Annotated in this window: 24 protein-coding genes; 17 read left to right on the top strand and 7 right to left on the bottom strand. The window is 71.3% G+C overall.

All coding sequences use genetic code 11. From position 1 onward, the window contains the following. The first annotated feature begins 8 nt into the window (after positions 1-8). From bla to MZC64_RS13185, 8 genes are all read left to right on the top strand, one after another. On the top strand, positions 9-890 hold the full coding sequence (gene bla, locus MZC64_RS13220; RefSeq protein WP_247756908.1) for a class A beta-lactamase: 882 nt from the start codon (positions 9-11) through the stop codon (positions 888-890). Between the two features lie 78 nt (positions 891-968). Then, positions 969-1,460 carry a GyrI-like domain-containing protein gene (locus MZC64_RS13215; RefSeq protein WP_247756909.1) on the top strand — a complete coding sequence of 164 codons (492 nt, stop codon included), beginning with the start codon at positions 969-971 and terminating at the stop codon, positions 1,458-1,460. 12 nt (positions 1,461-1,472) lie between these two features. After that, positions 1,473-2,231, top strand: coding sequence for an alpha/beta fold hydrolase (locus tag MZC64_RS13210; protein ID WP_247756911.1), 759 nt, complete (start codon positions 1,473-1,475; stop codon positions 2,229-2,231). A gap of 25 nt (positions 2,232-2,256) precedes the next feature. Further along, a complete protein-coding gene (locus MZC64_RS13205; protein WP_247756913.1) occupies positions 2,257-3,165 on the top strand; it encodes an ABC transporter ATP-binding protein in 909 nt (302 codons plus the stop codon). Further along, entirely contained in the window at positions 3,162-4,742 is a 1,581-nt protein-coding gene (locus tag MZC64_RS13200) for an ABC transporter permease (RefSeq protein WP_247756915.1), read from the top strand. The genes MZC64_RS13205 and MZC64_RS13200 overlap by 4 nt, the downstream gene beginning before the upstream one ends. Before the next feature lie 48 nt (positions 4,743-4,790). Continuing rightward, positions 4,791-5,342 carry an antibiotic biosynthesis monooxygenase gene (locus tag MZC64_RS13195; RefSeq protein WP_247756917.1) on the top strand — a complete coding sequence of 184 codons (552 nt, stop codon included), beginning with the start codon at positions 4,791-4,793 and terminating at the stop codon, positions 5,340-5,342. Between the two features lie 95 nt (positions 5,343-5,437). Then, positions 5,438-5,968 (top strand): hypothetical protein, encoded by a 531-nt coding sequence (locus MZC64_RS13190; RefSeq protein WP_247756918.1) that lies wholly within the window; start codon positions 5,438-5,440, stop codon positions 5,966-5,968. Further along, the gene (locus MZC64_RS13185; RefSeq protein ID WP_247756919.1) at positions 5,968-7,509 is read left to right on the top strand and encodes an alkaline phosphatase; all 1,542 of its coding nucleotides are present in this window, start codon (positions 5,968-5,970) and stop codon (positions 7,507-7,509) included. Before MZC64_RS13190 ends, MZC64_RS13185 begins: the two co-directional genes overlap by 1 nt. A gap of 20 nt (positions 7,510-7,529) precedes the next feature. Here MZC64_RS13185 and MZC64_RS13180 read toward each other — a convergent pair whose 3' ends face one another. Further along, positions 7,530-8,147 carry a LysE/ArgO family amino acid transporter gene (locus MZC64_RS13180; protein ID WP_247756920.1) on the bottom strand — a complete coding sequence of 206 codons (618 nt, stop codon included), beginning with the start codon at positions 8,145-8,147 and terminating at the stop codon, positions 7,530-7,532. Between the two features lie 66 nt (positions 8,148-8,213). Here MZC64_RS13180 and MZC64_RS13175 point away from each other — a divergent pair, with 66 nt between their 5' ends. From MZC64_RS13175 to MZC64_RS13165, 4 genes are read left to right on the top strand one after another with little or no spacing between them, the layout of a single operon-like run. After that, a complete protein-coding gene (locus MZC64_RS13175) occupies positions 8,214-9,116 on the top strand; it encodes a LysR family transcriptional regulator ArgP (protein WP_374205710.1) in 903 nt (300 codons plus the stop codon). A 33-nt stretch (positions 9,117-9,149) separates the two neighbouring features. Then, the gene (locus tag MZC64_RS47755; protein WP_282105226.1) at positions 9,150-9,278 is read left to right on the top strand and encodes a hypothetical protein; all 129 of its coding nucleotides are present in this window, start codon (positions 9,150-9,152) and stop codon (positions 9,276-9,278) included. A 47-nt stretch (positions 9,279-9,325) separates the two neighbouring features. Beyond that, entirely contained in the window at positions 9,326-10,333 is a 1,008-nt protein-coding gene (gene add / locus MZC64_RS13170; protein WP_247756922.1) for an adenosine deaminase, read from the top strand. Positions 10,334-10,343: 10 nt separating this feature from the next. Continuing rightward, on the top strand, positions 10,344-11,945 hold the full coding sequence (locus MZC64_RS13165) for an alkaline phosphatase D family protein (protein ID WP_247756923.1): 1,602 nt from the start codon (positions 10,344-10,346) through the stop codon (positions 11,943-11,945). Positions 11,946-12,011: 66 nt separating this feature from the next. Here MZC64_RS13165 and MZC64_RS13160 read toward each other — a convergent pair whose 3' ends face one another. The 3 genes from MZC64_RS13160 to MZC64_RS13150 are packed head-to-tail and all read right to left on the bottom strand — an operon-like array spanning position 12,012 to position 16,932. Continuing rightward, positions 12,012-13,598 carry a 5-guanidino-2-oxopentanoate decarboxylase gene (locus MZC64_RS13160; RefSeq protein WP_247756924.1) on the bottom strand — a complete coding sequence of 529 codons (1,587 nt, stop codon included), beginning with the start codon at positions 13,596-13,598 and terminating at the stop codon, positions 12,012-12,014. Next, positions 13,595-15,769, bottom strand: a complete 2,175-nt coding sequence (locus MZC64_RS13155) for an acetate--CoA ligase family protein (RefSeq protein WP_247756925.1) — start codon at positions 15,767-15,769, stop codon at positions 13,595-13,597. Before MZC64_RS13155 ends, MZC64_RS13160 begins: the two co-directional genes overlap by 4 nt. After that, positions 15,766-16,932: an acyl-CoA dehydrogenase family protein gene (locus MZC64_RS13150; RefSeq protein WP_247756926.1), complete on the bottom strand. Its 1,167-nt coding sequence runs from the start codon at positions 16,930-16,932 to the stop codon at positions 15,766-15,768. Before MZC64_RS13150 ends, MZC64_RS13155 begins: the two co-directional genes overlap by 4 nt. An 86-nt stretch (positions 16,933-17,018) precedes the next feature. On the opposite strand from MZC64_RS13150, the gene MZC64_RS13145 reads away from it, so the two are divergent. Further along, positions 17,019-17,624 (top strand): VOC family protein, encoded by a 606-nt coding sequence (locus tag MZC64_RS13145; protein WP_247756928.1) that lies wholly within the window; start codon positions 17,019-17,021, stop codon positions 17,622-17,624. 86 nt (positions 17,625-17,710) lie between these two features. Then, complete coding sequence (locus MZC64_RS13140; protein ID WP_247756930.1) at positions 17,711-18,370, top strand: class I SAM-dependent methyltransferase; 660 nt, start codon at positions 17,711-17,713, stop codon at positions 18,368-18,370. A 242-nt stretch (positions 18,371-18,612) separates the two neighbouring features. Here the strand turns inward: MZC64_RS13140 and MZC64_RS13135 are convergent, their stop codons facing one another. Together MZC64_RS13135 and MZC64_RS13130 are read right to left on the bottom strand one after the other, a co-directional pair. Beyond that, the gene (locus tag MZC64_RS13135; protein ID WP_247756931.1) at positions 18,613-19,215 is read right to left on the bottom strand and encodes an SRPBCC family protein; all 603 of its coding nucleotides are present in this window, start codon (positions 19,213-19,215) and stop codon (positions 18,613-18,615) included. 68 nt (positions 19,216-19,283) lie between these two features. Further along, entirely contained in the window at positions 19,284-19,895 is a 612-nt protein-coding gene (locus tag MZC64_RS13130) for a TetR/AcrR family transcriptional regulator (RefSeq protein WP_247756932.1), read from the bottom strand. An 83-nt stretch (positions 19,896-19,978) separates the two neighbouring features. Between MZC64_RS13130 and MZC64_RS13125 the strand changes: the two genes are divergently transcribed. Together MZC64_RS13125 and MZC64_RS13120 are read left to right on the top strand one after the other, a co-directional pair. Then, the gene (locus tag MZC64_RS13125) at positions 19,979-20,881 is read left to right on the top strand and encodes an alpha/beta fold hydrolase (RefSeq protein ID WP_247756933.1); all 903 of its coding nucleotides are present in this window, start codon (positions 19,979-19,981) and stop codon (positions 20,879-20,881) included. Then, complete coding sequence (locus MZC64_RS13120) at positions 20,871-21,755, top strand: alpha/beta fold hydrolase (protein WP_247756934.1); 885 nt, start codon at positions 20,871-20,873, stop codon at positions 21,753-21,755. The genes MZC64_RS13125 and MZC64_RS13120 overlap by 11 nt, the downstream gene beginning before the upstream one ends. A 51-nt stretch (positions 21,756-21,806) precedes the next feature. Here the strand turns inward: MZC64_RS13120 and MZC64_RS13115 are convergent, their stop codons facing one another. Next, positions 21,807-24,260, bottom strand: a complete 2,454-nt coding sequence (locus MZC64_RS13115; RefSeq protein WP_247756935.1) for an FAD-dependent oxidoreductase — start codon at positions 24,258-24,260, stop codon at positions 21,807-21,809. A 97-nt stretch (positions 24,261-24,357) separates the two neighbouring features. Between MZC64_RS13115 and MZC64_RS13110 the strand changes: the two genes are divergently transcribed. Continuing rightward, positions 24,358-25,275, top strand: coding sequence for a phosphotransferase (locus MZC64_RS13110; RefSeq protein ID WP_247756936.1), 918 nt, complete (start codon positions 24,358-24,360; stop codon positions 25,273-25,275). Positions 25,276-25,330 lie beyond the last annotated feature (55 nt).

The raw sequence follows: 25,330 nt of genomic DNA, 5'->3' as shown, positions 1-25,330 counted from the left end.
AAGTGCGGATGCGGACCCGGCGATCGTTTCTCGGACTGGCCACCGGCGCGGCCCTGGCCGCCGCCATCCCCGGCGGGATCGCGTCCGCCGCGACCCCGGGCGTGACCGGCCGGCTGCGCGAGCTGGAACGGGCACACGGCGCCCGGCTGGGCGTCTACGGCCGCAACCTCGGCACCGGCCGGACCGTGGCCTACCGGGCCGACGAGCTGTTCCCGCTCTGCTCCAGCTGGAAGCCCCTGGTCTCGGCCGCGATCCTGCGCGACCTGGACCAGCACGGCGAGGTGCTAGCCAAGCGGATCCACTACACCCAGGCCGAGCTGGTCACCTACTCGCCGATCACCGGCACCCCCGAACACCTGGCCAACGGCATGACCATCGCCGAACTCAGCGCGGCCAGCATCTGCTACAGCGACAACTCCGCGGCCAACTTCCTGCTCCGCGAGATCGGCGGCCCCACCGGCATCACGAAGTTCTGCCGCTCCATTGGCGATCACCGCACCCGGCTTGACCGGTGGGAGACCGAGCTGAACTCCGCCGAACCCTGGCGGATCACCGACACCACCAGCCCACGCGCCATCGCCACCACCTACCGCCGCCTGCTGCTCGGCGACGCCCTCACCCCGCCCGACCGGCAGCGGGTCACCGACTGGATGCTGGCCAACACCACCAGCGGCGACCGCTTCCGCGCCGGACTGCCCACGGACTGGAAGCTGGCAGACAAGACCGGCACCGGATCCTACGGCACCAACAACGACGTCGGCATCGCCTGGACCCCGGCAGGCACGCCGATCCTGCTCGCGGTCTACAGCACCAAACCGGAGCAAGCGGCCAAGCCGGACAGTCCCCTGGTCGCCAAGGCTGCCGCGATACTGGCCGACACACTGGGCTGAGTTGCCCGGCACGGGGTGTCGATCTGCGGCAGGCTCGTTCGTCGGGTGAGCGACACCCGAACCCGGAAGGGACCTCCGATGACCGAGCCGCAGATCCAGACCCGCGCCGCCCAGCCCTACCTGGGCGTGACCGCCACCGTCACCATGACCACCTTCCACCTCGTCGCCGACCGGATCGGCGAGATCGTCGGCCTGATCCTGAGCCGTGGACAGGAGATCGCCGGCGCCCCGTTCCTCCGGTACCACGTGATCGACATGGACGCTGAGCTGGTGGTGGAGGCCGGGGTGCCGGTGGCCGAACCGCAGCCCGGCGAGGGCGAGATCAAGCCGGGCGAGCTGCCCGCCGGGCGCTACGTCACCCTCACCCACCACGGCCATCTGGACGGGCTGATCGAGACGATCACCGGCATGTTCAGCTGGGCCGAGGCCCAGGGCCTGCCCTGGGACATGACCACCTCCGCACTGGGTGAGCACTGGGGCTGCCGGATGGAGAGCTACCTGACCAACCCGCAGGTCGAGCCGGACATGAACAACTGGGACACCGAGCTGGCCTACCGGCTCGCGGACTGAAGGCGCCCGAGCATGCCGAACACGGTGACCGTCAACGGCGTCCCCACCTGGTACGACGTCCGCGGCGACGGCGAAGCGCTGGTGCTGCTGCACGGCGGCATGACCGACGCCCGCTGCTTCGCGGGCAACCTGGACGGCCTGGCCGAGCACTTCCAGGTCTACCTGCCCGAACGTCGCGGCCACGGCCACACCCCCGACGTCGACGGGCCGATCAGTCACGACCTCATGGCCGAGGACATGATCGCCTTCATCGACACCGTCATCGGCGCCCCGGTGCATCTGGCCGGGTACAGCGACGGCGCGGTGGTCGCGTTGCTGCTGGCCCACCGGCGGCCGGACCTGGTCCGCAAACTGGTGCTGGTCAGCGGGGTGCACGACCACACGGGCTGGCTGTTCCAGCCCGAACCGGGCGGCGAGATCCCCGAGGTGATCACCCGCGCCTACGCTGAGGTGGCCCCGCACCCACCGGAGCACCTGCACGTCGTGGTGGGCAAGCTCGCCGAGTCCGCCCGGGACGAAACCCTGCTCAGCACCGCGGACCTGGCCGGGATCAGCGCGCGCACCCTGGTGCTGGCCGCCGATGACGACATCATCAGCCTGGAACACACCCTCGCCCTCTACCGCGGCATCCCCACCGCCGAACTGGCCGTGGTGCCCGGCGCCTCGCACGCGTTGCTGGCGGAGAAACCCCTGCTGTGCCGGGAGATCGTCGGCGAGTTCCTGCGTAATGAGGCCGTGTCCACCTGGATACCGATCCGACGCGCGGGCTGAACACGCGAGGTGGATGATCTCGCCCATGGGCGATGTCGCGATCGAGATCGACAGCCTCACCAAGGACTACGGTCGGCGGCGCGCACTGGACGCGCTGACCCTGCAGGTCCGCACCGGTGAGGTTTTCGGTTTCCTGGGTCCCAACGGGGCCGGTAAGACCACCACCATCAGGATCCTGCTCGATCTACTGCGCCCCACGTCCGGCCGGGCCACCGTGCTCGGCCTGGACGTGCGGCGGCAGGCGATGGCCCTGCACCAGCGAATCGCCTACGTGCCAGGCGATGTCGCGCTCTGGCCGCAGCTCACCGGTGGCCAGGCCATCGACGCCCTGCTGCACCTGCACGGCACCCCCGGTGACCAGGCCCGCCGCGCCGAGCTGATCGAACGTTTCCAGCTCGACCCGTCGCTGCGCTGCCGCACCTACTCCAAGGGCAACCGGCAGAAGGTCGCCCTGGTCGCCGCGTTCGCCACCGGCGCCGAACTGCTCATCCTGGACGAGCCGACCAGCGGGCTGGATCCGTTGATGGGGGAGACCTTCCGGGAGTGCGTGCGCGAGGCCCGCGCCGACGGCCGGACGTTGTTCCTGTCCTCGCACATCCTCGGCGAGGTCGAGTCCATCTGCGACCGGGTCGGCGTGGTCCGCGCCGGACAACTGGTGGACAGCGGCACGTTGACCGACCTGCGGCACCTCTCCGCCTACACCGTGGAGGCCGAACTGGCCGGGCCGGTGCAGGTCGACGGTCTGCCCGGGGTCACCGATCCGATCCTCACCGAACCCGAGAGCGGGCGCTACCGGCTCACCTGCCGCGCCCAGCCCGGCACCATGGACCGGTTGCTGGCCGCGCTGACCACCGCGGGCGTGCACACCCTGACCAGCCGTCCGCCCACCCTGGAGGAGCTGTTCCTCGGCTACTACACCGAGGCGGAGAAGTGAACGCGCTGTTGCTGCGGCTGACCCTGGGCCGGGTCTGGGTGCGCACCCTGTCCTGGGGCGCGGCCATCGCGGTGCTGATGATCGTGGGCATCGCCGCCTACCAGGAGGCTTTCCCCGACCCGGCCCAGCGCGAGGCCGCCATCGCCGGACTGGCCAGCCAGCCCGCGCTGTACGCCACCCTGGGCAAACCGGGCGACATCGGCAGCCTCGGCGGATTTGTCAGCTGGCGGATGGGTCAGTTCGAGTGCGTGGTCATCGCGCTCTACGCCGCCCTCACCCTCGCCCTGCTGACCAGGGGCGATGAGGAGAACGGACTGCGCGAGGCGGTGTGGGCCGGATCGGTGCGCCGCACCGCCCCGCTGACCGCCGCACTGCTCGTGGTCGGCGCCGGCACCCTGTTGCTGGGCGCGGTGATCACCCTGGTCATGCTCGTCGAGGGCACCCCCGCGCTGGGCGCGGTGCTCTTCGGCGCGGCCTGCGCCGGGGCCGGACTCGCCCACCTGGGGATCGCCGCGCTGTTCAGTCAGCTGGCCACCTCGCGGCGCGCGGTCAGCGGCCTCACCGGCGGGGCGCTGGCCACCGGGTATGTGCTGCGCGTCCTGGCCGATGCCAACACCGACGTGTCCTGGCTGCGCTGGCTCAGCCCGCTCGGCTGGGCACAGTACGTGGACGCCTACACCACCAACCGCGCCTGGCCACTGCTGTTGCTCTTCGGCCTGGCCGTGCTGACCGCCGCCGCCGCGCTGGTCCTGGAGGCCCGCCGCGATCTGGGCGCCGGACTCCTGCACGCCCGCCCCGGTCCCGCACACGGCCGCTCGCTGCGCACCATCGAACTTCTCACCCTGCGCCTGCACACCGGCATGATCCTGGGCTGGGCCGCCGGACTGGGGGTGCTGGCCGCCTCCATCGGCGCGATCGTGGACGGCGTCTCCACCGTGCTGGCGAGCAACCCGCAGCTCAGCGCCATGCTCGCGGCCGTGGCCGGTGGCGAGCGCCGGTTCACCGAGGCGTTCCTGGCCACCCTGTTCCAGATCATCGGCCTGCTCATCGCGCTGGTCGCCGCCCAGGGCGTGGTCAGCGCCAGGGAGGCCGAACGCACCGGCCAGGCCGAGGTGCTGCTGGCCCGCCCGCTGACCAGGGCCCGCTGGCTCGGCGCCCACCTGCTCACCGGGCTGCTGTCGGCGACCTTGGTGGCCACCCTCGCAGGGTCGGCGGCCGCGTTGTCCTGGTGGGCCACCGGCGGCCACGACACCTCGGTGCTGGTGGCCGCGGCGCTGAACAGTCTGCCCGCGGCCGCGGTCTTCGCCGGGCTGGCCACCCTGCTCATCGCGGTGCTGCCGCGCTGGGCGGTCTCCCTGGGCACCACGCTGCCGCTGGCCGGGTTCGTGCTCGCCCTGTTCGGCCCGCTGATCGACCTGCCGACCTGGCTGCTGGACCTCTCCCCGTTCCGGCACCTGGCGCTGTTGCCAGCCGAATCCTTCGACGGCGCCTCCACGCTGGTCCTGCTGGGAGTGGCGGCGCTGCTCGCGGCCGCGGGCCTGGTCCTGGTGCAGCGCAGGGACCTGCGGATCGGCTGAGCCGGAAACCCGGTTGAGCACCACGGGTGGGGTTGGTTGGCTGCGCGCATGCTCCCCGACCCCACCCGCGCGGACGCCGCGATCACCCTCATCGGCGAATGGACCAGCACAGACCCCACCGCCGAACTCGACCGGCTCGCCGCCGAACCACTGCCCGAGGGCTGCCTGGCCGCGGCCTGCTACCGGGGCGTGGACGGGGTGAGCCTGCTGCACTACTCGCAGTGGAGCACCAGCGCGGCCGCCCGCGCACACGCCGCCACCGCACCGATCCCACTCGCCGAGTACCGGCGCTACCGCAGCCAGGTCGACGCCACCGGACCCGCCGGGTGCGTGGTGATCGCCGCGATCGACAGTCCGATTCCGGACGCGCGGTGGCAGCGTGATTTCGTGGACGGGATGTTCGAGGCGGGCGAGCAGGCCGAGGCCGAGGGCGTGGTCATCCCCGGGCTGCTGGCCGCGCATTTCCACCTCAGCGCCGACGGCACCGGTGTCCGAAACTACGCCGAGTGGACCGACGTGGCCGCCCACCAGGCATTCACCGGAACCGGCCACAGTCCCGCCTGGAAACGCTATCTTCCACACCACGCCCGCACGCTCTGAAAAACAAGCGACCAAAGGGCCATGTTCCGTTCACCTGTTCCCCTCCTACGGTCGGCACAATCCCGCCGTTCCCGACTGGAGGAGGCAGGTAGCAGGTGAATCTCATCGACAACGGCGATGTCGAACGCGGCACCGGCGGCGCGGGGGAGCCAACCCCGGCCGTGCCGGGCTGGCAGACCGTGGAAGGCGCGCCCGCGATCATCCGGTACGCCGCGGGCGGCGGCTACCCCACCGCGCTGGACCCGGGCCCGGCCGAACGCGGCGCCCAGTTCCTCGGCGGCGGCACCAGCCCGCGCACCCGGCTCACCCAGACCGTGCGGCTGCCCGCCGGCGCGGTCTTCCGGTTCTCCGGCTGGCTCGGCGGGTTCGCCACCCAGCAGGACGGGGTCCGGCTGTCGGTGGAGTTCCTCGACCGCACCGGCTACCCGATCGGCCTGGCCGTGCTCGGCCCGGTCACCGCTCAGGAACGCGGCCTGCGCACCGGTTTGTTCGAGCAGACCACCACCGGACCGGTGCCCGCGGGCAGCACGCACGCCCGGATCACGCTGCTGTTCACCCGCTCCGGCAGTGGCAGCTCCAACGACGGCTACGCCGACAACCTCAGCCTGACCGTGGGAGCCCGCTGATGCTGAACCGACGCACCCTGCTCCGCGGCGCGGCCACCGCGGGCGCCCTCGGCGCCGTCTGGCCGCTCTCGGCCGCGCTCAGTCCGGCCCAGGCCTACGCCGCCGCGGCCGACCTCGGCGTCAGCTGGGACCCCAAGCCGTTCACCCTCGGCGTGGCCTCCGGCGACCCGATGCCCACCAGCGTGGTGCTGTGGACCCGGCTGGCCCCGGACCCCCTCGCGGCCGAACAGCCGCTGCCGGCCGCGGTCGAGGTCAAGTGGACCGTGGCCGAGGACCGCGAACTACGCCGCAAGGTCGTCTGCGGCACCGCCCCGGCCACCTCGCTGCTGGGCCACGCCGTGCACGTCCCGGTGCACGGGCTGCGCCCCGGCCGCACCTACTACTACGCCTTCGAGGCCCTCGGCCAGCGCAGCCGGGTCGGCCGCACCCGCACCGCCCCGGTCGGCACGGTGGACAAGGTCCGGTTCGCCTCGGCCAACTGCCAGGCCTTCCACGACGGCCTCTACGCCGCGCACCGCGGCATCGCCAGGGAGAACCTGGACTTCGTGGTGCACCTGGGCGACTACATCTACGAGCACGGCAAGGTCGGCGGCAGCCACATCCGCGACCACGACGGCCCGGAGATCCTCACCCTGGCCGACTACCGCAAGCGGCACGCCCTCTACAAGGGCGACCCGTCGCTGCGCGAGGCGCACGCCGCGCACCCGTGGTTCCTGACCTGGGACGACCACGAGGTGGTCAACGACCACAGCGGCACCACCGGCGACGCCCCGTTCGTCAAGCGCCGCGCCGCGGCCTACCAGGCCTGGTACGAGCACATGCCGGCGCGGGCCGAGACCGGCCTGCCCGACATCCAGATCCACAAGCAGCGCCGCTGGGGCGATCTGCTCGACCTGACCATCCTGGACCTGCGCCAGTACCGCTCGGCGCAGAACCTGCCCGACGGCACCATCCTGGGCGCCGAGCAGCGCGCCTGGCTGGGCCGCCAGATCGACTCACCCAGCGACGCCTGGCACTGCTGGGTCAACTCGATCATGCTCAGCCAGCTGGCCAGAACCGGTGGCGGCTACTACTTCACCGACCAGTGGGACGGCTTCCGCACCGAGCGCGACAGCGTGCTCGGCCAGGCCCACCAGAAGGGCCTGGAGGACCTGGTGGTGATCACCGGCGACTGGCACTCCGCCTTCGTCGACGACATCCGCCCGGACTTCGACAACCCCGAGTCCCCGGTGATCGGCACCGAGTTCACCGCGCACTCGGTCACCTCGGGCGCCTACTCCGCGGAGTGGAACGCCACCAACGGGCCGGTGATGGGCAAGGCCAACCCGCACCTGAAGTACTTCGAGGGCAACCGCTACGGCTACGACGTCTACGAGGTCACGCCACAGCGCTGGTCCACGCACATGCGGGTGATCGGCGACCGGAAGGTGGCCGACTCGCCGGTGAGCACGCTGACCACCTTCCACGTCGACCGCGGCAAGGCGGGCAGCTACGAGGACCCGGCCACCGCAGGCTCGGCCGCGCAGTACCGGCGGCGCTGAACCCCGGGTCACGATGGCCGTCACGCCGAGGCGCGCACGGCCATCGTGACCCCCAGGACCAGCATGGTCACCGCGATCAGCGAGTCCAGCACCCGCCAGGCGACCGGCTTGGCGAACAACCCGGACAGCGAGCGCGCGCCGAAGCCGAGCGCGCCGAACCAGAGCAGGCTGCCCGCGACCGCGCCTGCGGCGAAGATCCAGCGGGCCGCGCCGTAGCCGTTGCCGACCGAGCCGAGCAGCAGCACCGTGTCCAGGTAGACGTGCGGGTTGAGCCAGGTCAGCGCCAGGCAGGTGAGGATCGCCGCGCGCACTGAGCCGCCATCGGTGGTCCCGGCTTGTAAAGCCGACGGACGCAGGGCACGGCGGGCGGCGAGCAGGCCGTAGCCGAGCAGGAAGACCGCACCGGCCCAGCCGACCACGGTCAGCGCACTCGGCCACAGCTGGACCAGGCCGCCGATGCCGCTGACCCCGGCCACGATGAGCACCGCGTCGGAGATCCCGCAGATGGCCACCACCGGCAGCACGTGCTCGCGGCGCAGCCCTTGGCGCAGCACGAAGGCGTTCTGCGAGCCGATCGCGATGATGAGGGACAGGCCGGTGCCCAGACCGGCGGCCAGCGGCGTCAAGTATCCGTACACGTTCTTGACGCTAAGGAGCGAAGATCCAGCAGACCAGCTAAAGATTCTTCACTATCATTAGCTGTTGTGATGGACGAGTTGCCGTTCGACCAGGTCCGCACCCTGCTCGCCGCGGTCGACGAGGGCACCTTCGAGGCCGCCGCACGCGCCCTGCACGTCACCCCGTCCGCGGTGAGCCAGCGGATCAAGGCCCTGGAACAGCGGGTCGGCCGGGTGCTGCTGCAACGCGCCAAACCGGTCCGGCTCACCGAGTCCGGCGAGGTGGTGGCCCGGTTCGGGCGGCAACTCGCGCTGCTGGCCCACGACGCCCGCGCCGAGCTGGGCCTGCCCGAGGACGGACGGCCGAGCGTGCTGCCGGTGGCGGTCAACGCCGACTCACTGGCCACCTGGTTCCTCACCGCGCTGACCAGGGTTCCCGAGCACCTCCAGGTGTGCTTCGCGCTGCGCCGGGAGGACCAGGACCACACCACCGACCTGCTGCGCGAGGGCCTGGTGCTGGCCGCGGTCACCTCCACCGTCGAACCCGTGCAGGGCTGCTCGGTGCGTCCGCTGGGCCGGATGCGCTACCGGGCGATGGCCAGCCCGGCCTTCCTCCGGCGCTGGCTCACCGGCGGCCCGCTGGCCGAGCTGCTGCCCGCGGCGCCGGTGGTGGTCTTCGACGGCAAGGACGACCTGCAGCACCGCTTCGCCCGCGACCTGACCCAGCGCGAGCCGAGCAGTCGTCAGCACCTGGTGCCCGCCTCGGATGTGTTCCTGGCCGCGGTGGTGCAGGGCCTGGGCTGGGGGATGATCCCGGACGGGCAAGCCGGCGAGCACGCCGCCCGCGGCACGCTGGTCGACCTCGCCCCGCCGCACCCGGTGGACGTGCCGCTGTACTGGCAGCAGTGGAAGCTGGACTCGCCCCCGCTGTCCGCGCTGGCCGAGGCGGTGGTCCGCACCGCGGCCGAACACCTCACTCCACTGCCTTGACCTCCACCACGCTGGAGGTAGCACCCTGCTGACATGCCGATTTCCGAGGATCTCCCACCGGATACCCCAGCTGTGGTGGCCGAGTACTGGTTCGCCCTGGAATGCCCCTGGCTCGGCTGGTTCGAGCCCGCGACCGGCGCCGACCTGTCCGCGGTCGCCTGAGTCGATATTGAGCGGCGCCGCCCGCCCGGACTGCCTACGCTGCGGCCATGCGTGATCTGCTGACGCTGCCCAAGACCCACCTGCACGTGCACCTGGAAAGCACCCTGCGCCGGGAGACCCTCCGGGAGATCGCCACCAAACATGGCATCTCCCTGTCGGCCAGTCTCACCAGTGACGGCGCTTCCTTCCAGGGCTTCCGCGCCTTCGCCGATGCCAACTCGCACATCCGCGACTGTCTGCGCGACCCCGCCGACTTCCGCCGGATGGCCCGCGAGTTCTGCGCGGACGAAGCCGCCCAGGGCACCCGCTACGCCGAAATCCGGTTCACCGCCGCCGCGCACGGCGAACGTCTCGGCGACCTGGCCATGCCGCTGACCGCCATGCTCGAAGGACTCGATGCGGGCCAGGCCGAACACGGCATCGAGGTCCAGGTCATCCTGGACCACTCCCGCCGCCGCTCGGTCGAACGCGCCCAGCGCACCCTGGACCTGGCCCGCCGCTTCCCCGGCCGGGTCATCGGCCTGGACATGGCGGGGGAGGAGAGCTACTCCCTCGCGCCGTTCGCCCAGGTCATCGCGGAAGCCAAGGACGCGGGCCTGCACCTGGTGCACCACGCGGGTGAGAGCTGCGGACCGCCCAGCATCCGCGAAGCCCTCACTCTCGGACGCACCGAACGCCTCGGCCACGGCTTCCGCATCCTGGAGGACCGCGAACTCGCCGCCGAGATCGCCGACCGCGGCATCCCCCTGGAAGTCAGCCCCTCCTCCAACGTCACCCTCGGCCTGGTCCCCGACCTGCCCAGCCACCCACTGCCCGACCTGCTGGCCGCCGGCCTGGTCGTCACCCTCAACACCGACATCCCCAACTTCACCGGCGTCACCCTCACCGAGGAGTACCAGCGGGTCCGGGACACCTTCGGCCTCACCGACCCGCAACTGGCCGACCTGGCCCGGGACGCCGCGGACGCCTCCTTCGCCCCGCCGGAGACCAAGGCAGCGCTACACCGCGGCATCGATGCCTGGAGCGCCGCACCACCGGTGACCGCGATGCGATAAACAAGGCGCCGTGCCCAACCTCGTGCTCGGACCGCTGCTGCGCCACGTCGACGACAACTCGGCCACCGTCTGGGTGGAGACCGACGGCCCCGGCACCGTCCGGGTGCTCGACGCCGAAAGCGGCACCTTCCAGGTCGGCGGCCACCACTACGCGCTGATCGTGCTCAGCGGCCTGGCCCCGGACACCGAACACGAGTACCAGGTCCACCTCGACGGCCAAGCGGTGTGGCCGCTGCCGGAGTCCCACTACCCGCCCAGCGTCATCCGCACCCTGCCCGACCGGCCCGACCACCCGATGCGGGTCTCCTTCGGTTCCTGCCGCTTCGCCCGGCCCGAGGACCCGGCCCAGCGCGCCAAGGTCGGCTACTGCGCGCTGTCCGCACTGGCCAACCGCCTGCGCGACCTGCCGGTGCGGGAACGCCCCGAGGCGCTGCTGCTGCTCGGCGACCAGATCTACGCCGACGAGACCACCGACCGCACCCAGCAGTACCTCAAGCAGCGCCGCGACCTGGCCGAACCGCCCGGCATCGAGGTCGCCGACTACGAGGAGTACACCCAGCTCTACCACGAGAGCTGGTCCGAACCCGAGATCCGCTGGCTGTTCTCCACCGTGCCGACCTCGATGATCTTCGACGACCACGACGTCCGCGACGACTGGAACACCTCCGAGACCTGGCGTACCGAGATGGCGGCCAAGTCCTGGTGGGCCAAGCGGGTCCGCGGCGCGCTGGCCTCCTACTGGGTGTACCAGCACCTGGGCAACCTCAGCCCCGCCGCACTGACCAAGGACGAGGTGTACCAGCAGGTCCAGGCCCTGCACGGGGCGGACGCCCAGGAGCTGCTGGAATCGCACGCGCAGCGCTGGGACACCGAGATCGGCGAACACAAGCAGGCCCAGTGGAGCTTCTGCCGCGACTTCGGCCCGGTCCGCCTGCTCATGGTGGACAGCCGGGCCGGCCGCATCCTGCGCGACGGCCGCCGCAAAATGCTCGACGACGCGGAATTCGCCTGGCTCACCGCCCAGCTGGCCGGGGCCGGCACCGAGTACCGCCACCTGCTGCTGGGCAGCTCCCTGCCCTGGCTGCTGCCCCCGGTGATCCACCACCTGCAGGCCCGCAACGAACACGCCGCCACCCGCCCCGGCTGGCGCGGCCGGCTGGCCGAACGCATCCGCCAGCTCGGCGACTTCGATCACTGGGCCAGCTTCCGCGAGTCCTTCGACCAGCTCGCCCAGGTCCTGCACGAGGCAGCGGGCAAGACCGAGGGCACGGTCGCGGTGCTCTCCGGCGACGTCCACCACAGCTACGTCGCCCGCACCACCGGCGACACCCCGGTGCACCAGCTGACCTGCTCACCCCTGCGCAACGCCGAACCCGCGATGTTCAAACCGGCCCTGCACGTGGGCTGGTGGCGCCTGCCCACGGCGCTCATGCACGCCTGGACCCGCCTCTCCGGCGTCCCGGCCCAGCCCACCCGCTGGCGCAAAACCGCGGGCCCCTACTTCGGCAACCTGCTCGCCACCCTGGACCTGACCAGCACCGAGGCCACCATCACCTTCGAACGCGCCACCGAGACCACCCTGACCGAGGTAGCCCGCCTGCCCCTGCGCTGAGACCCAGTCCGGCAGGCCCCGGCAGCTCTGACAGGCCCGGCCACCGTCCACACCGGCCCACCCACCTCAGGCGCGCCCCAGCTCCTCGGGCAGGTGCAGCACTGTCGGCCGGTCAGCCGCGAACGCCCGCGCCAGCTCCACCCGCAACGACTCGGCGTCGGCCACCCGAACCCCGTGGCACCCCAGCGCGCGCCCCAGCGCCGCGAAGTCCGGCGACGGCAGATCCACCGCGTGCACCGGATCCTCCCGCTCCACCATCTCCGCCCGGATCTCCCCGTATCCGGCGTTGTCCACCACCAGCACCGGCAACGCCAGCCCGAGCTGCGCCGCGGTGGCCAGCTCCGCCACGGTGAACATCACCCCACCGTCCCCGAGCAACGCCGCCGTGCGCACTCCCGGGCACGCCACCGCCGCTCCGATGGCAGCAGGCAACCCATACCCCAGGGTGCCGAACCCGGTCGGATACAAAAACCCACCCGGCCGCTGCACCGGCAGATTCGTCAGCGCCCCGTAATAGCAGGCCATCGCACTGTCGGCGCCCAGAATCCCGTCCCCGAGGGCCTCGCCGAGCACCTCCAGCAACCACAACCACCGAGCCCCCTCGGCGCGCCCCTGCTCCCGCAACCGCTCCCGCCACCAAGCCGCCCGCTCCGCCCCGTCCCCGCGTTCTCCTCCGGCGAGCCGGGGGAGTAGCTCGGCCAGTACCGCTCCGACATCTCCCACCACCTCCACCTCCGGCGCGGCGTTGACCCGCAGCTGCCCCGGATCCACATCCACCCGCACCAGGCACCCCGGCCGGGCCAGCGGCTCCACCCAGAAGTCACTGGGCGCCAGCTCACTGCCCAGGACCACCAGCACATCGCAGTCCCGCACGAACTCCACGACCCCCGGCAAGTGCACCCCAGCCCCCAGGCTCAACGGATGCCCCTCAGCCAGGACCCCCTTCCCGTTGGCCGTGCTGACCACCGGTGCCCCCACCAACTCCGCCAGCTCCCGAACCAGCCCCGCCGCCCCCTTGGCCCCACCGCCCACCAGCAGCCCAGGCCGCCGAGCCGCCCCCAGCACCTCGACCACCCGAGCCAGCACCGCCGCTTCCGGCAGCACCCGCCCCACCGCCACCGGCCCCCCGACCGCGACCTCGGCAACCTCCCCCAGCACGTCCACCGGCACCTCCAGGTGCACCGGCCGAGGCCGCCCCGCCCGGAAGTACGCGAACGCCTCCGCCACCGCCCCCGGGATCTCCGCCACCGAGGTCACCCGCAGGCTGTACCCGGCGATCGCGTGCATTGCCGCGGACTGGTCCTTCATCTCGTGCAGGTAGCCGTTGCCCCGGCCCGGATGCCGCAGCGGCAGCCCGGGGGAGATCAGCAGCACCGGCACCGAGTCGGAGTAGGCCTGCCCGATCGCCGCCGCGGCGTTCAAGGTCGCCGGCCCCGAGGTCACCACGCACACCCCCGGCCGCCCACTGGCCCGCGCGTACCCATCGGCGGCATAGGCGGCGCCCTGCTCGTGCCGGGTGCTCACATGCCGCACCCCCTCGGCCGCCAGATGCCGATAGATCTCCAGGTTGTGCGTGCCCGGAATCCCGAACACGGTGTCCACCCCGTGCGCGGCCAGCGCCTGCACCACAGCCTGACCGCCGGTCACCTTCACCGCGTCACCTCCGGCATCCGCTCTCCCGGCCCACTCAGGCCCCCGTCTTCCAGTCCACTCAGCCCCACACCACTCGCCCCAAGCCCAGCCCCGCTCGCCCAAGTCGCGTCCGTCCCACCCTCGTTCGACAGCCGATCCCGCCGTGCCATCGGCACCAGCAGCGCGTCCACCGCGACCGCCCCCAACGGCCCGACCCGCAACGGGTTGATCTCGCCTTCCGCCAGGTCGACCCGCGTCAGCGCCACCCGTGACACCGCGGCCACCACCTGGGCCGCGGCCTCGACGTCCACCGCCGGGCGGCCCCGCCACCCCGCCAGCAACGGCCACCCCCGCAACCGCCGCAGCATCGTCACGGCCAGCTCCGCGTCCACCGGCGCCAGTTCCACCGTGACGTCGCGGTACACCTCAGCCAACGTGCCTCCGATCCCGACCAGCACCACCGGCCCGAACGCCGGATCCCGCCGGAATCCCACGATCAGCTCGACCACACCCGCACGCTGATCCTGCACCTCGACCACGTACCCGTGCTCGCCGAGCCGCCCCGCCAGCTCGTCGTACCCGGCCAGCACCGCCACCGGATCCGCCAGTCCCACCCGCACCGCGTCCTGCTCGGTGCGGTGCTCGATCCAGCTCGCCTTGAGCACGAACGGCCCGCGCAACCGCGCGGTCGCGGCCAGCAGCTCGGTCCGGGAGGCCACTGGTTGAGCGGCCGGATACGGCACGCCGAACGCGGACAGCAACTCCCGGGCACTCCAGTAGGTGATGACACTTGGCACTGAGCCACTCCAGGGGGTGTTCACCGTTGCCGTGGTGCTCCGGGATTCCTCACCCACGGTCCTGGAGTCCGCGCCGCGCGCCGACAGGTTCCGCGCGGCCCTGGCCCGCCACTGGGCAGCCAGGCCGAGGGCCTCGACCGCCATGTCGATCTCGGCGTGCACGGTCACACCGCCGGCCCGCAGCACAGCCACCGCGGGCGCGCGCGGATCGTGGGCGGCCATGCTGTGCACCACCAGCGGACACCCGCCACGACCGAGTTCGACCAGGCGTTGCGCCACCGCGATCTCGGTGGCGGCCAGTCCCGGCGAGTCCACCGCGTACCGGCCGAAGTAGCCGGTCAGCAGCACGGCGTCGATGTCCCCGCAGCCGAGTACCCGCTCGACGGCCGCCGCGTAGCTGCCCAGGTCCGCTTCGCCCGCCCCGGCCAGGTCGACCGGGATGCCCGGCGTCAGTCCGGCCTCGCTCACCAGGTCGGCGGCCAGCGCGCCCTGACCGCCGCTGTCGCTGACCACGCCGACGCGGTCGCCGCGCGGGATCCCCGCGGCGAGCTGGGCGGCGGCCCGCACCGCCTCGGCCGGGGTGCGGGCCAGGATCGCGCCCGCCGAGCGCAGGGCCGCGCGCACCACATCGGTGGTGGAGCTGAGCGCGCCGGTGTGCGAGCGGACCGCGGCCGCGCCGACCGGGCTGGCCCCCGCGGTCAGCACCACGACCGGTTTACCGGCCGCGCGCAGCCGGGCGAGGGCCGCGAGCACCGCGCGGCCGTCCCCGAAGCCCTCCAGGTACAGCAGCACCACCCGGGTGCGGGCGTGACCGGCCAGGCCGTGCAGCAGGTCGGTCGCGGTGACATCGCACTGGGCGCCCACCGAGACGAACCGCGACACCCCCAGCCCCGCCGCGGCGGCCAGGCCGGCCACTTCCAGCCCGAGCTGACCGCTCTGCGAGACGATGGCCAGTGCACCCGGCGCGCATTCGCCCCACAGCAGCCGCAGCTCGGCGTCGGCGTCGTAGAGACCGAGGCAGCTCGGGCCGAGCAGCCGGGCCCCAGCCCGCCGGACCCGGTCGGCCAGAGCCGCCTCAGCCGCGGGGGTGAACCCGCTGGTGATCACCAGGAACGCCCGCACCCCCAGTGCGAGGGCGTCCTCGACCACCTCTGGCACGGCCCGCGCCGGCACGCAGACCGCCACCAGCTCCGGCGCCTCGGGCAGCGCCTGCACACTGGTCAGGCACTCCAGCCCGGCGACCTGGCCACCACGGTGGTTGACCAGGTGCACCCGTCGCCGGTGCCCGCCCGCGAGCGCGCCCAGGGCCAGCCAGTGACCCCATTTGGCCGGGTCGGCCGAAGCACCGACCACCGCCACCGAGGCCGGGTCGGTGAACCGGGCCAGCGTGCTCACCTCGGCCTGGCCAGCGACCTGGCGATGATCAGCCGCTGGATGTCGGAGGTGCCCTCCTCGATCTCCTCCAGCTTGGCGTCACGCAGCCACTTCTCGACCAGGAACTCCCGCGAGTACCCCCAGCCGCCCAGCGTCTGCACCGCCGCCCAGGCACACCACATGGCGTTCTCCGAGGCGGTGACCTTGGCGATCGCCGACTCCGCCGCGACCGGCTCGCCCCGGTCGAACAGCTGGGCCGCCCGCACGGTCAGCAGGTGCGAGATGTCGACCTTGGCCGCCATATCGGCCAGCCGGAAGCCGACCGCCTGGTGCTCGATGATGGGCGTGCCGAACTGCACCCGCTGCCGGGCGTAGTCGGTGGCCGTGTCCAGGGCGGCCCTGGACAGGCCGGTGCAGGCCGCGCCGATGAGGATCCGCGAGGCGTCGAAGGTCCGCATGAGCCCGCGGAATGCCTCGCCCTCCCCACCGAGCCGGTGCTCGACCGGCACCCGCACCTCGTCCAGGAAGACCTCGGCGTTGACGATCGCCCGCTGCCCGAGCTTGCGCATGGGCGGGCCGACCGTCAGCCCCGGCCGGTCTCGTTCCACCACGAAGGCGGTGACGCCGCGCGAGCGCAGCGCCGGGTCCACCGTCGCGAACACCACGAAGAACTCGGCGTAGGGCGCGTTGGAGATCCAGGTCTTCTGCCCGGTCAGCACGTACTCTCCGCCGTCGCGCACGGCCCGGGTCCGCAGGCCGGCGGCGTCGGAGCCGATGTCCGGTTCGGTCACCGCGACCGCGGTCAGCGGCGGGTTCTTCCCGCACAGCGGCGTCAGCCAGCGGGCCTGCTGCTCCGGCGTGCCCAGTGCGAGCAACGGACCGGCGGTGAACCCGCTGGAGGTCAGCAGGTTGCCGATGCCGATGTCGCCGTAGCAGAGTTCCTGCTGGATGAGGGCCTGGGTGAGCAGGTCCTCGATCCCGCCACCGCCCAGCCGGGCGGGCAGCATCAGGTCGGTCAGGCCCAGCGCCGCGGCACGAGTCCACAGTTCAAGCGGGCTCTCCGTGTCAGCCTCATCCACCGTGCGCGCCACCGGACGGATTTCCGTCGCGGCGAAATCCCGGGCGAGGCTGATGAAGTCCCGTTGTTCCGCGGTGAGATCGAGCCCGTCCCGCACCTGCCGCACAGCCACCTCCGCCACTAAGTGACTGATCAATCAGTCAGCAGCAATCTGGTATGGCTGTAGCGGGATGTCAAGAGGGACGGAGACCCATGCTCGACCACCTCGTGCTGGCGACGCCGGACCTGGCCGGCACCGTTGACCTGATCCACCTCCTTTCCGGCGACCGCCCGGTACCAGGCGGTCGCCACGTTGAGTTCGGAACCGCGAACTACTTACTCGGCCTGGGTGAGCAGGCCTACTTGGAGATCATCGGACCGGATCCGGCGCGCGAGGCCGAGCCGACGATCTTCGGACTCGGCACGCTGACCGGCCCCAGCCTGGTGACCTGGGCCGCCCGCACCACCGACATCGATGCGAGCGTGGCCGCCGCCCGTGCCCGCGGCGCCGATCCGGGCACACCGCAGGCGATGGGGCGGCTCACCACCGACGGACGACAACTGAGCTGGCGGCTCACCCCGCCAGGCGCTGGAGTCGTCCCGTTCCTGATTGACTGGGGCGGCACAACACACCCGGCCAGGAACCTTCCGATGGCGACGTTGGTGGAGCTGCACGCGTGGTCTCCGGATCCAGACCCGCTGCGCGCCACCCTGGCTGCACTGGACGAGGCACTGCCGATCCGTCCAGCCAACCGCGTCGGCCTGAGAGCAGTTGTACACGGCCGGAAGGGCCAATTCGACCTGACTACAGCTCCCTGAGCCTTTCCGCCCTGATCGGGTTATTCAGCGTTCACCCTGGGCGGAATGGCAGGCGAGAATCGAAGCGCAGCGTGTTCAGTCGAGGCATGCGCGCCCATTATGATGACATCGCGGACTGGTACGAGCACGACTTCCTCGCCGCCCAGCAAGGCTCCGACCTGCTGGAACTGGCCAGACTGCTGGCCGACCTGCTTGGCCCCGGAAGTGGCCCCTGCCTGGAAATAGGCTGCGGAACCGGTGCGCACGCGGGCCGGCTCCGGGCGCTGGGCTGGAACCCGGTCGGGCTCGACATTTCCTGCGGTATGCTGGGTCACGCGTCGGCGAAATTGCCCGTGGCCCAGGCCGACGCCGAATCTCTCCCGATCGCCGACAGTTCCCTGGCGGCCGTGGTGACGGTGCTGACCCACACCGATATGCCCGGCTACCCGGCGGTGCTCCGCGAGGTGGCCCGAGTCCTGCGCCCAGGCGGCGTGTTCGTCCACCTCGGGGTGCACCCGTGTTTCTGTGGCGGTTTTGCCGACCGGTCTGAGCCGGCGGCCATAGTGATCAACCCCGGCTACCGGGACACCTACTGGACAACCGCGTCGTGGACTGCTGACGGTCTGCGCGACAAGGTCGGCGCCACCCACCGGCCACTGCCCGATCTGCTGAACGAGTTCCTGGCCGCGGGCCTGGTGCTCGAACGTTTCGCGGAGGGCGGCTCGCCGACACCGGTGGTGCTGGGGATACGGACCCGAAAGGAGTGAACTCTGGCCATGACGGCTCTGGCGCCGCGACCCGTAACGGGGTCGGGTGGCCGGTGGTCATGCCGCCGTCCACGGTGAAGGTGCTGCCGGTGAGGTAGGAAGCCGCGTCCGAACACAGCCAGGCCGCGGATCCATGTCGTCGATGGACAGCATGGTGAACTCAGGGACGCACAACCGGTGAGCAGTCCGGCGAATAGACCCGCAATGCCGGCACCGGCTGGTGACGAGATTCCGCCCGCGGTTCAGTCCTTCGCTTCGCGGACGTCCTTTCCGTGCTCGGCGAACGCCTTGAAGTCCTGCATGTGCTGTAGCGACTGCTTGCGGAAGGTGCCGGGCATCAAGAGCGCCACCAGCCGCATCAGCACGCTGCTGAACCGGTACTCGTTCTCGCTCACCCAGAGCGTCGTCTCCAGTTCGGTTTCGGTAAAGCGTTCGCGCGCGGCGCTCCACATGCCATTGCCGACGATCTCGCGGTCGTAATGGACGACGCTCTCCCGCGCGATCCCGTGCAGGTCCACCGGTTCCCGGCGGGTGATGGTCTCGGTGCACTCCATCTGCTGCTGCCCCGTCTGCAGCACAACTCGCGACTTGGTGCCGACCTGCCCGTGCACCCCACTCAGCGGCTCGTGCAGCACCAAGCCCCGCAGCCACTTCGGCAGGTGTTCCGGGTCGGCGAGCAGCTGGACCACCCTCTCCCGCGGCATGGCGATCTCCATCGAGACGGTGTACTTCATGGCGGAGCGCTCCAGTTCTCGAGTGAATGGAGGCACACTAACAGCTTCGCCTTTTATCTGAATTTGCGCTAATTCAGCGTCGCGCTGGCCAAGGCGCCGCTGCACGAGCACGACGCTATAGCGTGGTTCGAGAGGTCTGATCTTGCGGACCGCGGCTCGCCACGAGATTAGGGCACTGATCAACGCTGATCGGGTGTGAACAGGTGGTCCAGGTGATCGCGGAGTACGTGTTCGGCGGCTTCGGCGTCGCGCTGGCCGGCGATCACGCTGGAGACCAGGCCGCCGGTGAGGGCCGTCAGCGCGGTGGCGAGCAGGGCCGGGTCGCGGTCCGGGGCGATCTCGCCTAACTGCTGGGCCTGGCTGATCTGGTCGGTCAGGTAGCGCTCCATCTTGTCCGGAGTGGTGCCGAGGTTGCGGTTGGCGAAGGCCGGGTCGGTGATCATCAGCGTCTGGAAGGCGACGAAGGTGAGCTGGACGCGGTGGCTCTCCTCGTCGGTGGGCAGCAGGCCGGTCAGCGCCGCGTACAGGATGCTGCGCGGAGTCGGGGGCAGGCCCGCGGCGCGGATGCGCTCGATCATGCGGTCGTTGAGTTTGCCGACCAGGCGGGTCATGCCGTCGAGCAGCAGTTCTTCCTTGGTGTGGAAGTAGTACTGCACCAGGCGCAGGGACACGCCGGCCTCGGCGGCGACCTCGCGCATGCTCGCGGCGTGCAGGCCGCGGGTGCCCGCGATGCGTAGCAGTGCCTCCGCGATCTCGGTGCGGCGCTGCTCATGATCAACCCGTTTTGGCACGGCGCACACCCTACGACAACTCGACTTCTGATACGCTCGTATCATAACCGAGAGTGATGGGGGATCACGTGGGCAAGGAGCGAGTGGGACGGTTTACGAGCGAGCGGGCCCGGCAGGAGTTCATCCGGGTCCATGACGAGCTGATGGACGAGTACTGGCCGTCCGCCCGGGATTTTGTGGAGGTCGAGACCTCCTTCGGTCGCACCCGGGTACAGCGCAACGGCTCCGGTGGTGGGGTGCCGGTGGTGTTGCTGACCGGGGCCGGCGGGACGCCGCTGGGGTTCCGGTCGGTCATCCGGCAGCTCAGTGCCGTGCATCCGGTGCTGTCGCTGGAGACCATCGGCGAGCCCGGCCACCACCCGCAGGAGAAGCCGGTGCTCGACTTCGCCGACCTGGCGAGCTGGCTGGTCGAGGTGCTCGACGCGCTGGGCGTCGAGCGCGCGCATCTGGTGGGCTGTTCCTACGGAGCGTTGATCTCGATGCACACCGCGCTGCACGCGCCGGAGCGGGTGGCCTCGGCGACCCTGATCGATCCGCCCGCGCTGGAGCGGTTGGGCTGGCGGGCCATCCGCTGGCTGCTCCTCTGCGCGCTGTGCACCCCGATGCCCAGGCCGATCCGGGCGTGGGCGGCTCGACGGCTGCCCAACGCGACGCTGCTGGAGGGCTGGCTGCCGCGGCTGTTCCCGAAGATGATCGGGTATCGGCGGGTGCTGCCGGACGCGGTGGTCTTCACCGACGCCCAACTGGCCGCGTTGTCGGTGCCGTCGCTGTTCCTCTTCGGTGAGCGCAGTGTTCTGCACGATGCGGCAGCCGCACGGGCGCGAGTGGCCGCCTTTGCGAACATCGCCGGCGCCGTGGTCGTGCCAGGGGCCGGTCACGTGGTGCATATTGATGATCCAGAACGGACGGTCGGGCTGGTGCTGGACTTCGTCGGATCGCGCGTCGGCCGGCCCGGCGACTCAACGGTGGGGACTCATGACGACTGACTACGTGGGCCGGTTTCCGAGCGAGGCCGTGCGGCAGGAGTACATCCGCGGCTACGACCGGCTGCTGGCCGAGCACTGGCCGCCGCTGACAGTGACCACCGACGTGCCGACCTCCTTCGGCACCACCCGGGTGCACCGCAGCGGTCAGGAGTGCGGGGTGCCGCTGGTGCTGCTGCCGGGGTCGGGCGGGGCGCCGTTGCTGTTCCGCGGTCTGGTGCACCAGCTCAGCGCGGCCCATCCGGTGTTCGCGGTGGAGGCGATCGGCGAGCCGGGGCACCATCACCAGGACAAGCCGGTGCGCGATGGCCGGGACCTGGCGGACTGGCTGGTCGAGGTGCTCGACGGGCTGGGCGTGGCGCGCGCCAGTCTGGTGGGGTCCTCCTACGGGGCCTGGACGGCGATCCACACCGCGCTGCACGCCCCGGAGCGGGTGGCCTCGATCTCGCTGCTGGACCCGCCAGGGTTCGAGCAGGTCGGGGTGCGGTTCGTGTCCTGGGCGATGGCCTGCTCGGCGTTTTTCGGGGCGCCGCGGGAGATGCGGGAGTGGGCGGCGCGATCGCTGACCAACGCGGCGCTGACCGAGGACTGGCTGATGCCGTTGGCGCCGGCCATGTTCGCTTTCCGCCGGGTGCTGCCCAACCCGCCGGTGTTCACCGACGAGGAACTGCTGGGGTTGAGCGTGCCCAGCCTGTTCCTGCTCGGGGAACGCAGCCAGATGCACGACTCTGCACTGGCCAGGCAACGCCTGGAGGGGATGTCGAGCGTGACCAGGGTCGAGGTGCTGCCGGGCACCGGGCACTCGATGTCCCTCGATGATCCGGAGACGGTGCTGGCCCGGGTGCTGGAGTTCGTGGGCAGCCTGGTCCGGGCCTGATCCGGACTCGGTTCGGCGCCGCGGGTGGCGTCGAACCGAGTCCAGTCCGGGTCAGGCGCGGATGCGGGTGCCCTTGGGGTCGAACAGCGGGTCGCGTTCGACCACGCCGGGCACCCAGCGGCCGAAGATCTCCACCTCGACCTCGGTGCCGATCTTGACCCGGTCCACCGGCAGGTAGCAGAAGGCGATGGCGCGGCCCACGCTGTAGCCATAGCCGCCGGTGGTCACCCGACCCAGCACCTCGCCGCCGACGCGGACCGCCTCGCTGCCCAGCGGCCAGGCCAGCGGATCGTCCAGGGTGAGGCAGCGCAGGCGGTGGGTGAAGCCGGCTTCCTTGCGGCGCAACAGGGCTTCGCGACCGTGGAAGCCGCCGGGCTTGTCCGGTTTGACGCAGAAGCCCAGGCCAGCCTCATACGGCGTGCGTTCCGGGGTGAGGTCCGAGCCCCAGAGCCGGTAGCCCTTCTCCAAGCGCAGGCTGTCGATGGCCCGGTAGCCGCCGGCGATGACGCCGTGCTCCTGCCCGGCTTCCCACAGCGTGCGCCACAGCGCGGCGCCGTACTCGCTGGAGCAGTACAACTCCCAGCCCAGCTCACCGGCGAAGGTCACCCGCAGCGCGCGGACCGGCACGTCGCCGACGGTGGTCTCCTGGGCGGTGAGGTACGGGAACGCCTCGTTGTCCAGGGCGGCGGGGGTGAGTCCGGCCAGGATCTCCCGGGAGCGCGGGCCCCACAGGGCGAAGCAGGACCAGGCGCCGGTGACATCGGCGATGCGGACCGAGCCGTCGGCCGGGGCGTGCCTGCGCAGCCAGGCCGCGTCGTGCGAGCCGAAGGCGGTGCCGGTGACCACCTGGAACTCGTGTTCGCCCCAGCGGGTGACGGTGAAATCGCATTCGATGCCGCCGCGGGCGTTGAGCGCCTGGGTGTAGGTGATCGCGCCGACCGGGCCGGCGACCTCGTTGGCGCACACCCAGTCCAGCAGCTTCGCCGCGCCAGGGCCGGTGACCTCGATCTTGGCGAAGGAGGACTCGTCGAACAGGCCCGCGCGTTCCCTGGTGCCCAGGTGTTCGGCGCCGATGGCCGGGGACCAGTTGCGGCCTGCCCAGCCGTGCGGGCGCCAGGACTCCTGACCGGCGGCGGCGTTGCGCTCGTAGTGGTTGACCCGTTCCCAGCCGGACTTCTCCCCGAAGCTGGCCTCGTGTTCGCGATGCCAGGGGTAGGCCGAGGACACCCGCAGCGGTCGCCCGGCGCCGCGTTCGCGGTGCGGGAACGGGATGTCGTAGTAGGTCTCGTAGTTCTCCACCGTGCGCTTGCGGGTGTAGCCAGGCGAGCGGTACTGGCGGCCGAAGCGGCGGATGTCCATGTGCGAGAGGTCGAACTCCGGTTCCCCGGCCACGATCCACTCGGCCATCACCTTGCCGATGCCGCCCGCTCCGGCGATGCCGTGCGCGCAGAACCCTGCGGCCACGAAGAATCCGCCGACCTCGGTCTCCCCGAGGCAGAACTCGTTGTCCGGGGTGAACGCCTCCGGGCCGTTGATCATCTTGCGGATGCCGGCGGTGGCCATGGTCGGCACCCGCAGCTGGGCGGCCTCGGCGATCTCGGCGAAGCGGTCCCAGTCCTCGGGCAGCAGCTTGCCGTTGAAGTCCGGCGGCACCGCCTCGAAGTTCGCCCCGGTCTGCGCCCAGGGCGCGGAGTCGCGCTCGTAGCCGCCCATGAGCAGCCCGTCGACCTCCTCGCGGAAGTAGACCAGGTTGTCCGGGTCGCGCAGGGTCGGCAGGTGGCTGCCATCGCGCGGGCGGACCGGCTCGGTGATCAGGTACTGGTGCGACATGGGCACGATCGGCACCCGCACCCCGGCCAGCCTGCCGATCTCGGCGGCGAACATGCCGCCGCAGTTGACCACGATCTCGGCCTCGATATCGCCGCGTTCGGTGCGCACACCGCGGACCCGGCCCTCGCGCACGTCGATGCCCAGCACCCTGGTGTGTGGGAAGATCCGCACCCCACCTGCGCGGGCGCCCGCGGCCAGGGAGTAGGTGAGCTGGGCCGGGTCGACGTAGCCGTCGGTGGCCAGGTAGGTGCCGCCGAGCACGCCGGAAGTGTCCAGCAGTGGGAACAGTTCCTTGGCCTCGGCCGGGCTGATTTCCTGCAGCGGCAGGTCAACGGTGCGGGACCAGCCTATCTGCCGCCGCGCCTCGTCCATCCGCTCAGGGGTGCAGGCCAGCCGGATGCCGCCGCAGGGCACGAACCCGACCGGGTTCTCCCCGGCCTCCAGTTCGGCGTAGAGCTGGGCGGAGTAGATGTTCATCCGGGTCAGGGTCACATCGGCGCGCAGCTGACCGACGAGTCCCGCCGAGTGGAAGGTCGAGCCGCTGGTCAGCTCGTCGCGGTCGAGCAGCACGACGTCTCGTTCGCCGAGTTTGGCGAGGTGGTAGGCGATGCTGGTTCCGCCGACGCCGCCGCCGATCACGACGATGCGGGCGCGGGCTGGGAGCGTTCGGTCCACGGACACGAGTCCTTGGTAGCGCAGGTGGGCCGGTCGGGGGAACCAGGCGGCCGCGTGTCTTGACGGACAAGTGTGCGCGCCAACACACTCGGCGACTATGTCGGCGACCGTGCAGGACGCGATCAGTCAGGTCCCGGCGTGGACGGGGCGGCGGGTGGAGCTGCTGCCGATGACCGGCGGACTCAGCCACCAGGTCGCGCACCTGCGGGTGGACGGCGTCGATCAGGTGCTGCGGGTGCTCGACCCCGCGGTGGCCGAGGCCGGGCTCGGCGTGCCCTTGGAGCAGGAGATCGCCAACACCGTGGTGGCCGCGGAATCCGGTGCGGGGCCGCGGGTTCTGCACATCATCGAGGCGCTGCCCGCGCTGGTGCTGGAGTTCCTGCCCGGTCGCACGCTGAACTTCGACGACACCCGCGAACCCGGCCGCATCCCGCAGCTGGCCGCGGCCTGTCGCCGGTTGCACGCCGCGCCGCGGCCCTTCGTCAACGACTTCGACATCTTCGCCAAACAGCAGCAGCTGCTCGACCTCTGCCGCCGCCACGAACTGACCCTGTTCGAGGACTACCTGACCCACCTGCCGCTGGCCCAGCAGCTGCGGACGGTGCTGAGCGCGGACCCCTTGCCGGTGCGGCCGTGCCACAACGACCTGCTGGCGGAGAACTTCATCGCCGAACCCGGCGGCATCCGGATCGTGGACTACCAGCTCAGCGGCAACGGCGACCCCGGCTTCGAGCTGGGCAACATCTGCGCCGAAGGCCAGTTCGACCCCGACCGGGTGGCCCTGCTCGCCGAGACCTACTTCGGCGGCGGCGACCCACGGCTGACCGCCAGGGTCCGGCTGTTCCAGGCGATGTCGGACTTCACCTGGACGCTGTGGTTCTGCATCCACCACGGCCTGCTCAGCAAGCCCGGCAGCACCTTCGATTACTGGGGTGAGGCCGCGGGCAAATGGGGGCGGGCCAAGGCCGCCCTGACCGATCCAGGGCTGGGCCGGCTGCTGGAACTGGCCCGCTGAGGGCTTGACAGGGTTTGTAACCTCGCTCACAAATATGGGCAATGGTCTGACCGTT

This window comes from Crossiella sp. S99.2, from assembly GCF_023094165.1.
Classification (GTDB): Bacteria; Actinomycetota; Actinomycetes; order Mycobacteriales; family Pseudonocardiaceae; genus Crossiella.
This window is presented reverse-complemented; position numbering and strand designations above follow the sequence as displayed.